11 protein-coding genes are annotated in these 9293 nt (G+C 70.0%); 5 read left to right on the top strand and 6 right to left on the bottom strand.

What is annotated here, in order from left to right; genetic code table 11:
- Positions 1 to 5: 5 nt before the first annotated feature.
- Positions 6 to 485, bottom strand: a complete 480-nt coding sequence (locus GSE44_RS06715; protein ID WP_235924596.1) for an Lrp/AsnC family transcriptional regulator — start codon at positions 483 to 485, stop codon at positions 6 to 8.
- A gap of 178 nt (positions 486 to 663) precedes the next feature.
- Here GSE44_RS06715 and trxB point away from each other — a divergent pair, with 178 nt between their 5' ends.
- The 3 genes from trxB (at position 664) to GSE44_RS06700 (ending at position 3213) form a co-directional block, all read left to right on the top strand.
- Positions 664 to 1653: a thioredoxin-disulfide reductase gene (gene trxB, locus GSE44_RS06710; RefSeq protein ID WP_235924595.1), complete on the top strand. Its 990-nt coding sequence runs from the start codon at positions 664 to 666 to the stop codon at positions 1651 to 1653.
- On the top strand, positions 1653 to 2543 hold the full coding sequence (locus GSE44_RS06705; protein WP_201305957.1) for a LysR family transcriptional regulator: 891 nt from the start codon (positions 1653 to 1655) through the stop codon (positions 2541 to 2543). The genes trxB and GSE44_RS06705 overlap by 1 nt, the downstream gene beginning before the upstream one ends.
- A 295-nt stretch (positions 2544 to 2838) precedes the next feature.
- Positions 2839 to 3213 (top strand): DUF6481 family protein, encoded by a 375-nt coding sequence (locus GSE44_RS06700; protein WP_159348029.1) that lies wholly within the window; start codon positions 2839 to 2841, stop codon positions 3211 to 3213.
- Positions 3214 to 3276: 63 nt separating this feature from the next.
- Here the strand turns inward: GSE44_RS06700 and GSE44_RS06695 are convergent, their stop codons facing one another.
- On the bottom strand, positions 3277 to 4191 hold the full coding sequence (locus GSE44_RS06695; protein ID WP_159348028.1) for an NAD-dependent epimerase/dehydratase family protein: 915 nt from the start codon (positions 4189 to 4191) through the stop codon (positions 3277 to 3279).
- A gap of 3 nt (positions 4192 to 4194) precedes the next feature.
- Positions 4195 to 5193 carry a Bug family tripartite tricarboxylate transporter substrate binding protein gene (locus GSE44_RS06690; RefSeq protein WP_159348027.1) on the bottom strand — a complete coding sequence of 333 codons (999 nt, stop codon included), beginning with the start codon at positions 5191 to 5193 and terminating at the stop codon, positions 4195 to 4197.
- 187 nt (positions 5194 to 5380) lie between these two features.
- Between GSE44_RS06690 and GSE44_RS06685 the strand changes: the two genes are divergently transcribed.
- On the top strand, positions 5381 to 6265 hold the full coding sequence (locus GSE44_RS06685) for an alpha/beta fold hydrolase (RefSeq protein ID WP_159348026.1): 885 nt from the start codon (positions 5381 to 5383) through the stop codon (positions 6263 to 6265).
- Positions 6266 to 6268: 3 nt separating this feature from the next.
- Here the strand turns inward: GSE44_RS06685 and GSE44_RS06680 are convergent, their stop codons facing one another.
- Positions 6269 to 7096 (bottom strand): NAD kinase, encoded by an 828-nt coding sequence (locus tag GSE44_RS06680; RefSeq protein ID WP_159348025.1) that lies wholly within the window; start codon positions 7094 to 7096, stop codon positions 6269 to 6271.
- A complete protein-coding gene (locus GSE44_RS06675; protein ID WP_159348024.1) occupies positions 7093 to 7926 on the bottom strand; it encodes a carbon-nitrogen hydrolase family protein in 834 nt (277 codons plus the stop codon). Before GSE44_RS06675 ends, GSE44_RS06680 begins: the two co-directional genes overlap by 4 nt.
- A 146-nt stretch (positions 7927 to 8072) precedes the next feature.
- Here GSE44_RS06675 and GSE44_RS06670 point away from each other — a divergent pair, with 146 nt between their 5' ends.
- Positions 8073 to 9044, top strand: coding sequence for a Bug family tripartite tricarboxylate transporter substrate binding protein (locus GSE44_RS06670; RefSeq protein ID WP_159348023.1), 972 nt, complete (start codon positions 8073 to 8075; stop codon positions 9042 to 9044).
- Between the two features lies 1 nt (position 9045).
- Here GSE44_RS06670 and GSE44_RS06665 read toward each other — a convergent pair whose 3' ends face one another.
- Entirely contained in the window at positions 9046 to 9231 is a 186-nt protein-coding gene (locus GSE44_RS06665) for a hypothetical protein (protein WP_159348022.1), read from the bottom strand.
- Positions 9232 to 9293: the final 62 nt, after the last annotated feature.

Raw genomic sequence — 9293 nt, 5'->3', positions numbered from 1 at the left:
GGGCGTCAGCCCTCCACGGGGACCCCGGCTTCGTCCTTGGAGGTGCGGATGGTCTGCAGGGTCCGGACCAGCATCACCGTCGGGGCGCCGGTCAGGCGGTTGGTCAGCTCGTTCTCATGCGCCGGGTTGCGGGCAACCAGCCGCAGTAGGAAGTCGCCGCCGCCGCGAATCATGTGGCACTCCCGCACCTCCGGCCAGTCCCGCACCATAGCCTCGAAGGCCTCCAGCACCGGCAGCTTCTGGCTCTCGAGTCCCACCACGGCGAAGAAGGTGATCTCCCAGCCGAGGGAGGAAGGCTCGACATCGGCATGGTAGCCGCGGATCACCCCGGTTTCCTCCAGTCGCCGGACGCGTCGGAGGCAGGGAGGCGCGGAGAGGCCGACCTTGGCGGCCAGGGCCACGTTGGTCATCCGGCCGTCGGCCTGCAATTCGCGCAGGATGTCGCGATCAGTCGCGTCGAGGGCGGCGGGGCCGAGGTCTTTCAAGGGCGGGTCTTCTCTCGGGCCGAATGGGGCCGGACGCTTCTGATGGGGAGACTATCCTCCGTCCAGGGGGCGGGCTTCAAGACCCCGCCAGAAGCAGGTGCAGGAGTGGGGTGGTGCAAGGCGGGGCGCGCACCGATATGGTACCCCCACGAGTCTGCACTGCATCTGGAACATGGACGTGGCCGAGACCCACCGCACAAGACTGCTCATCCTCGGGGCCGGCCCGGCCGGGTATACCGCTGCCATCTATGCGGCCCGCGCGGGGCTGGAGCCGATCCTGGTCGCCGGGCTCCAGCCCGGCGGGCAGCTGACCATCACCACCGATGTCGAGAACTACCCGGGCTTCGCAGCCGCGGTACAGGGCCCCTGGCTGATGGACCAGATGCGGGCCCAGGCCGAGCATGTGGGCACGCGCATCATTCAGGACGTCGTTACCCAGGTGGATCTGGGCGCGCGCCCAATCCGTGCCCTGGGCGATTCGGGGGATACCTACGAGGCCTCCGCCCTGGTGATCGCCACCGGCGCCCAGGCGCGCTGGCTGGGCATTCCCGGGGAGAAGGAGCTGTCCGGCTTCGGCGTCTCCGCCTGCGCGACCTGCGACGGTTTCTTCTTCCGCGGCAAGGAGGTGGCGGTGATCGGCGGCGGCAATTCGGCGGTGGAGGAGGCGCTGTACCTCGCCGGCCTCGCCAGCAAGGTCACGCTGATCCATCGCCGCGACAGCCTGCGGGCCGAGCGGATCATGCAGGAGCGCCTGTTCAAGCACCCGAAGATTTCCATCCTCTGGAATACGGTGGTCGAGGAGGCCCTGGCGACCGAGGACAAGTTCCCGGCGCTCCGCGCCCTTAAGCTGCGGGATACGTTGGGCGGCGGGCATTACGAGCTGCCGGTGCACGGCATGTTCGTCGCCATCGGCCACGACCCCGCCACCGCCCTGTTCCGAGGCCAACTCCAGACAGATGAGGACGGCTACATCGTGACCCACCCCGGTTCGGCCCGCACCAGCCTACCGGGGGTCTTCGCCGCCGGCGACGTGCAGGACCGCATCTACCGCCAGGCCGTCACGGCGGCGGGCAGTGGCTGCATGGCGGCGCTCGATGCCGAGAAGTGGCTGGCCCACATCCCGGACGACGCCCCCTCCCCGGCTGCCTATGACGCGGTGGACGCGTGATGCCGCTGGATTGGGACAAGCTGCGGGTCTTCCACGCAGTCGCCGAGGCGGGATCCTTCACCCATGCGGGGGATACGCTGAATCTCAGCCAATCCGCCGTCTCCCGCCAGATCCAGGCGCTGGAGGAGAGCCTGGCGGTGCCGCTCTTCCACCGCCACGCACGCGGGCTGATCCTGACGGAGCAGGGCGAGACGCTGAACCGCACGGTGCGCGAGGTCTTCGCCAAGCTGGCCATGACCGAGGCGCTGCTGACCGAGAGCCGCGAGCGCGCCGCGGGCCGGCTGAAGGTGACGACCACCACCGGCTTCGGCTCCACCTGGCTGGCGCCGCGGTTGGAGCGCTTCCTGAAGCTGCACCCCGAGGTGACGGTCACGCTTCTGCTGGACGACACCGAGCTGGACCTAGCGATGCGGGAGGCGGACCTCGCCATCCGCATGCACCCGCCCCGCCAGCCGGACCTGATCCAGCGCCATATCGCGACCTTCGGCTGGAAGGTGGTGGGTTCGCCCGAATACCTCCGTACCGCGGGAATTCCGCAGCGGGCGGAGGATCTCGATGCCCACCGGCTGATCATCTATGGCGACTACCGGCCGCCGGTGGACGACATCAACTGGCTCGCCGAGGCGGGGCGCCGCCCCGGATCGCCTCGCCGTGCGGCGGTGGAGGTGAACTCCCTGCCCGCCATGCTTCGGGCCGTGCGCTCGGGGCTCGGGCTGGCCGCGCTGCCGGACTACATGGGCGACGACCTCGCGGAGCTCGTTCCGGTGCTGACCGAACTGAAGACGCCGAAGATCGAAGCCTACTTCGTCTATCCCGAGGAAATGCGGAACTCCAAGCGCGTGGCGGTCTTCCGGGACTTCCTCGTCGCCGAGTTGGCGGCCATGGGGTGATTGCTGCACCGCGTCATGCGATCCTCGCATGGCCGGTCGCCGTTATTGGCGCCCCCACCTTGGCGAGTCCGCGCATAATCTCGTTTTCGTTCGGTGATTGATCCGGACGGGGTCCATGGATCCCGCGTCTCCCAGACGTGAAGCCTCCCTGTATGTCACTCGCCCGGAAGGCTTTGGCTTCAGGCCTTGCTTTCCGGGCTTTCTTTTTCGCGCGCGCGATGCCACCTGACGGCCATCCCGCGACGCGGCCCGCCCGGAGAGCATAACCGGCACCGGACCCCAGCAGAGAGCAAAGATGCGAACCCTCAAGGGCACTGACTTCAACGACCGCAGCAAGAACTCCAACGAGGCCAAGAAGGCTCTGCTTGAGCGCTTCAAGGCCCGGCCGGCGCCTGACGATCCGACCGTACTGGCCCGGCAGGAGGAGCGCCGTCGGATCATTGAGGCCCGTGAGATTCGCGAGGCCGAGCGCCGCCGCCTCAAGGAGGAGGAGAAGGCCCGCCAGGAGGCTGAGCGCCTGCGGCTGATCGCCGAGGAGGAAGCCCGCCAGGCCGAGCTTGCTCGCGAAGCCGCCGAGGCCGCCGAACGCGCGAGGCAGGCGCTGATCGAGGCGAAGCTCGAGCGCGATCGCCGCTATGCGGCGCGCAAGGCACGCACGAAGGGGCGCTGATCGCTCCTTCCCCTTTCCGGGTCCGATGGGCGCCGCCGGTTCCGCAAGGAGCCGGCGGCGCCTTCATGTCTGGGCCCTGGCAATCCGATCGGCATGGGCGCGAATGATCGGCTCCAACCCCGGATCGGTAAGGCCGGCGGAGAAGTCGGGGTGGATCGTGCCGAGACGCGCGGGCCAGCCGGCTACGAGTTGCTCCACCGCAGGATCCGGCGCGCAGGTGATGTCCGGCGCGGGCAAGCCGCAGCCGGCCAGGGCGGCGCGGACCGAATCGGCCGATCCCGCCAGGGATGGGACATGGAGCACCCGTGCCGGCACCGGCTCCAGCGCCGCGCGCAGGGCGAGGCCGAGCGAAGCCTCCACCGAGGCCACCGGGATCGCGTGGTCAGAGGCCAGCGGCACGGTGAAAGGCCCGCCGCGCAGGGCGGCATCGATCAGATCCGAGACGAAGCCGGCGCCGGGCGGCGCGGTGCGGGGGGCGGTGCAGATGATGGATACCGGCAGGCGCAGGATGACGCCATCGGCCTCCCCGCGGCGCGTAGCGTCGAGCAGAAGGCGCTCGGCGATGAGTTTGGTGGTGCCGTAGCTGGAGCGTGGATTGGGCGGAGTGTCCTCCACCGCCACCGCATCGCCCTGGCCAAAGACGGCGATGCTGGAGAGTAGCAGGACACGTGGCGGCGAAGGCTGCGCGCGCGCCCAGCGGAGGACGGCGCGCATGCCTTCGACATTGATGGCAAAGGCGGCCTCTGGGTCGGCCTCACTCGCCTGGCTGGTGATGGCGGCGGCGTGGACGACCACCTCCGCCATGGGCGCCACCTCAGGAAAGCGGGCGATGTCCGCCTGGATGGGCCTGAGGGGTCCATTGGCGGGCGGGGCGGTGCGGTCCAGGCTTGTCACCGCCGACAGCCGCGGATTCGCCGCGAGCATCGCCGCCAGCCTTCCGCCGAGAAAGCCGGCGGCGCCGGTGACGATGGCGCGCATCAACTAAGCCGGCTTCACATTGGCCGTGCGAATGACCTCGGCCCAGCGAGCGATGTCCTCCTTCAGGAAGAAGCCCATGGCTTCGGCGTTGCGCACGTTCACCGTCATCCCGACCTCGGTGGTGCGGGCGCGGACTGGCTCGCGCGCGATGGCGGCGAGGGTCAGCTCCCGCAGCCGCGTCAGGGCGGGCGCGGGGACGCCGGAGGGGGCGAAGAGGCCGAACCAGGCATCGGCCTCGACGCCCGGCACCCCAGCCTGCGCCAAGGTCGGCAGCTCCGGCAGATGCGGGGAGCGATTGGGCGAGGCCACCGCCAGGGCACGCAGCTTGCCGGACTGCACCTGCGTCAGGATGGTCGGCGTGGTAGCGAAGCTCACCTGCACATGCCCACCCAGGAGATCGTTCAGCATGGGCGAGGAGCCGCGGTAGGGCACATGCACCATGTCCACCCCCGTCCTGGCGCGGAACAACTCCAGCGTCAGGTGGGAGGCCGAGCCCTGGCCGGTGGACGCGCAGGTGATCTTCCCCGGCTGGGCGCGGGCGAGGGCCAGGAGTTCCGCCACGCTGTTCGCCGGCACATCAGGGCGCACCACCAGGATGTGCTGCAGGTCCGCCAGGCCGGCGATCGGGGCAAAGTCCTTCACCGGGTCATAGCCGCCGCCATCGGGCAGGAGGGAGATGTTGGTGGCATGGGTCTGGTTGGAGGCCAGCATGATGGAGGTGCCATCCGCCGGCCCCGTGGCGACGCGGCGCGCGCCAATCGACCCGCCGCCGCCCGCGATGTTCTCCACCACCACCGGGGAGCCGAAATCCTTCGCCATCTCCCCGGCGACCAGGCGGGCGAGCACGTCCGTGGGGCCGCCGGCCGGATAGGGGACAACAAGCACGATGGGGCGGCCCGGCGCCCAGCCTACCTGCCCGCGCGCAAGGCTGGGCATGGCGATGGTGGCGGACAAGGCGCAGAGGAGCCTGGATGCGTCGCGCCGTGTGATGGTCCTGGTCATGGGGGCTCCCTTCCCTTTGTTGCGTTCCCGCCGCGCGGGATTTCGCGACGGATGGCATGGATCGTCGCACGGGGGAACGGCGCCGATTCGGCGGGGCCGCGCGGCGTGCGGAGCCCGCCCCCCAAGGGCTGACGGGCGGGGCTGCCCGAGGCAGGATGCGCGGTCGACGCGATCCGGGAGAGGCGACATGTTCTTCGATGGCTTCACACTCGAAACGCGCAAGGTGAACGGGGCGTCGCTGCGCCTGCGCCGAGGTGGCGAGGGCCCTCCCCTGCTGCTGCTCCACGGCAATCCGCAGACCCATGCCATGTGGCACAAAGTGGCGCCGGTGCTGGCGCGGCGCTTCACCGTGATCTGCCCCGACATCCGCGGCTATGGCTTCAGCACCAAGCCCGCAGTTTCGCCAGACAGCGCGGCCATGTCCAAGCGTGAGATGGCCGCGGACCTTGCTGCGCTGATGACCTCGCTGGGCTTCGAGCGCTTCGGCGTGGTGAGCCATGACCGCGGCGCCCGCGTGGCGCACCGGCTGGCGCTGGACCATGCGGCGCGGGTGGAGCGGCTCTGCACGATGGATATCGTGCCCACCCTCGCGCATTTCGAGCGCACCGACATGGCCTTCGCCATGGGCTATTATCACTGGTTCTTCCTGGCCCAGAAGCACCCGCTGCCGGAGCGGATGATCAAGCGGGACGTGGAGGACTGGTTCCGCCTCCAGACCAGCCGCGAGCCGAAGGATGACGGCTTCTTCCATCCCGAGGCCCGCGCCGACTACATCGCCGCGCTGAAGCTGGACGGCACGGTGGAATCGATTTGCGAGGACTACCGCGCCGCCACGGGCCTCGACCTGGAACACGACCGCACATCCCGCATGGTGGGCGAGAGGATTCGCTGCCCGATGCTGGTGCTCTGGGGCTCGAAGGGGAAGATCGGCCAGTGGTACCAGCCGCTCCAACTCTGGCGCGACTTCGCGGACGGACCGATCACCGGTGGGCCGGTGAACAGCGGGCATTACCTGGCCGAGGAGGCGCCGGAGGAGGTGATGGCGGCGCTGGACGGCTTCCTTGGCCTCTGAGCCTCAGACCGTGAACTGCTCCGCAAGAATACGCTCCGGCAGGCCCTGATCCGGCTCGAAAAGCATGGTCAGGCGCAGGCGGTGGTCCTCGCAAATCTCCACGCGGCGGATGTCGCGCACTTCGGTGTAGTCGGCGACGGCAGCGACGGGGCGCTTCTCGGCCTCCAGGATCTCGAAGACCACCGAGGCCGTGCCAGGCAGCAGCGCGCCACGCCAGCGGCGCGGGCGGAAGGCGGAGATGGGAGTCATCGCCAGCAGGTTGGTCCCGAGCGGGATAATCGGCCCATGGGCGGAGAGGTTGTAGGCCGTGCTGCCCGCTGGCGTGGAGACGAGGATACCGTCGCAGATCAGCTCTGGCAGCCGCACCTTGCCATCGACCAGGATGCGGATCTTGGCTGCCTGGCGGGTCTCGCGCAGCAGCGAGACCTCGTTGATGGCCAGAGCCTCCTCCACCTCGCCGGCGGCATTCGTGGCGCGCATCCGGAGCGGCTGGAGGGAGGCGGCCTGAGCGGATTTCAGGCGCTCGGGCAGCCCCTCCTCCCGATAGGGATTCATCAGGAAGCCGACGCTGCCGCGATTCATGCCATAGACGGGCAGGCCCTTGCCGAGAAAGCGGTGCTGCGTCTCCAGCATGGCGCCGTCACCGCCGAGCGCCACCACTACCGAGGCCTCCTCCACCGGTGCGTCGCCATAGAGAGCCACGAGGCGCTCGCGGGCGGCGGCGGCTTCCTCGGTCGCGGCGGCATGGAAGGCGATGCGCCCGGTCAGGTCGTCCGGAAGCTCGCGCACGGCATCCGGATCGGGCGTGCCGCCGAGGAGCGCGGCTGTCATGCGAGTCGCCGGTGCTCCAGCACCGGCATGTCACGCCGCACCCGCTCCGTCACCGCCCGGCCGACGCGGGCGGTGGCCCAGCCTGTGCCGTCCGAGCACTTCGCGACGACATGGCCCCAGGGATCGCAGACCAGGGAATGGCCATAGGTGTGGCGCGGCCCCTTGGGCTCCATGTGCTGTCCCCAGCAGGCAGGGGCGGCGAACCAGCACTGGGTCTCGATCGCGCGGGCGCGGATCAGCACCTCCCAATGGTCCTTGCCAGTCTGCAGGGTGAAGGCGGCGGGCAGGAATATCAGCTCGGCGCCGGCCTTGCGGAGAGAGAGGAACAGCTCGGGGAAGCGAACGTCATAGCAGATCGCGAGGCCGCATTGCGTGTCGCCGACCTTGGCTGTGACCACGGCGCTGCCGCCGTCATAGGTCGAGCTCTCGCGGTATCCAGTGCCGTCGGGCGCCGTGATGTCGAAGAGGTGGATCTTGCTGTAGCGGGCGATCTCCCGCCCGTCCGGGCCGAAGACGAGGCTGGTGTTGCGCAGGCGGTCGCCGACGCGCTCGCCGATGCTGCCGCCATGGACATGGATGCGGTTGGCCACCGCCATCTCGCGCAGCGCCTCATAGGCCTCGCCGCCGCGCGCGTTCGAGCCTGGCTCCGGCAGCATCTCGGCCGCGGCCAGCTTGGTCGCGCGATCACCGCCGAGGCAGGTCCAGATCTCGGGAAAGGCAATGATGTCCGGGCGGTCGGACTCGATCGCGCCGCCCGCCAGCCGCGCGGCCTGGGCGATGTTGGCGGCCTTGTCGGCGCCGGGGTTCATCTGCACGACGGTGACGCGCATTCGGGGCTCCGTGACGAGGACGTATCCAGGGTGGCGCATGAAGCGCGCTGGGCTTGGCCGCGGCAAGGGGCGGCGCGCGCTTCGGGCTTGACCTCGGCCGGGCTGATAGCCTCCATCCCGGCAACCAAGCCTGAGGATTCCGTCCCATGTTCCATCGCCGCGCCCTCCTGGGCGTTTCCGCCGCCGCCCTGGCCGCGCCGCGTGCGCTGCGAGCTCAGGGCAACTGGCCCAACCGGCCGATCCGCCTCATCGTGGCCTTCGCCGCGGGCGGCGCCGCGGACAGCGTCGCCCGCGTGCTGGCGCCGCGCATGGCGGAGAAGCTGGGGCAGAACGTCGTGGTGGAGAATCGCACCGGCGGCAGCGGGTCCAATGGCGGTGCCGCCGTCGCGCAGGCGGCACCGGATGGTCACACCCTGCTCTGGGACGCGTCCTCGCATATCGTGAACCCAAGCCTGCTGCGCGGTCTGTCCTTCGACTACACGACGGCCTTCCTGCCGATCACGCTCGCGGCCACCTTCCCCCAGGTCCTGGCGGTGAAGGCGGATAGCCCGGCGCGCAGCGTCAGCGACTTCGTCGCCCTGGCGAAGCAACGGCCGGGCACGCTGAACATCGGGACGCAGGGCAATGCCACGGCGGGCCACCTGGCCCTGGCGCAGCTGCAGCGCCTGGCTGGAATCGAGGTCACGCATGCGGCCTATCGCGGCGGGGCGGATGCGGCGCGGGACCTGGCGGCCGGCGTGCTGGACGGCACCTTCATTACCGCCCTCTCGGCCGGGCCAATCGCAGATTCGGGCCGGGCTCGGATCCTGGCGGTCGCGACTGATGCGCGGCTGCCCTCCCGCGCGGATGTGCCGACCTTCGCCGAGGCTGGCGTGCCGGGGCTGCTCATCGCCGAGTGGTGCGCGCTCTTTGCTCCCGCCGGAACGCCCACCGCGATAGCGGAGCGGCTGCATGCCACGATGACGGCGGCGCTGTCGGAGCCGGAGGCGAGGGCGCGGCTGGATCAGCTGGTGGCGGTGCCCGTCGGCTCCTCCCCGGCGGAGTTCGCGCGCTTCGTGCAGGAGGGCCGCGCGACCATGGCCACGCTCGTCCGCGAGGCCAATATCCGCCTCGAGTAGCTCAGGGAACGCGGTTGGGCGGGCCACTTCGCGCGCCCAACCGGGACGCCAAGCCCGCAACGAGGGCCACCACCAACGCAATCCCCGCTACCACCAGCAGCGCGAGCGAGAAGCCGAACTGCAGGACCCGCGCCACCAGGGCCAGCAGGGTGAAGAGCACGGCGAGTCCGAGAGTCCAGCGCATCATCGAGGCGATCCTTTCCAGATCCGGTTCTGGAACGGGGCCAGCGGCGCTCCGTTGCGCGGCAG

Source organism: Muricoccus harenae (assembly GCF_009848505.1).
Lineage (GTDB): Bacteria > Pseudomonadota > Alphaproteobacteria > Acetobacterales > Acetobacteraceae > Roseomonas > Roseomonas harenae.
The sequence above is the reverse complement of the archived record's forward strand: the minus strand, read 5'-3'. Positions and strand labels throughout refer to the sequence as shown.

Coding starts and splice junctions, on each gene's coding strand:
- GSE44_RS06705 (WP_201305957.1), top strand. CDS start 1,653: ATGCCGCTGGATTGGGACAAGCTGCGGGTCTTCCACGCAGTCGCCGAG.
- GSE44_RS06700 (WP_159348029.1), top strand. CDS start 2,839: ATGCGAACCCTCAAGGGCACTGACTTCAACGACCGCAGCAAGAACTCC.
- GSE44_RS06695 (WP_159348028.1), bottom strand. CDS start 4,191: ATGCGCGCCATCGTCACCGGCGCCGCCGGCTTTCTCGGCGGAAGGCTG.
- GSE44_RS06690 (WP_159348027.1), bottom strand. CDS start 5,193: ATGACCAGGACCATCACACGGCGCGACGCATCCAGGCTCCTCTGCGCC.
- GSE44_RS06685 (WP_159348026.1), top strand. CDS start 5,381: ATGTTCTTCGATGGCTTCACACTCGAAACGCGCAAGGTGAACGGGGCG.
- GSE44_RS06680 (WP_159348025.1), bottom strand. CDS start 7,096: ATGACAGCCGCGCTCCTCGGCGGCACGCCCGATCCGGATGCCGTGCGC.
- GSE44_RS06675 (WP_159348024.1), bottom strand. CDS start 7,926: ATGCGCGTCACCGTCGTGCAGATGAACCCCGGCGCCGACAAGGCCGCC.
- GSE44_RS06670 (WP_159348023.1), top strand. CDS start 8,073: ATGTTCCATCGCCGCGCCCTCCTGGGCGTTTCCGCCGCCGCCCTGGCC.
- GSE44_RS06665 (WP_159348022.1), bottom strand. CDS start 9,231: ATGATGCGCTGGACTCTCGGACTCGCCGTGCTCTTCACCCTGCTGGCC.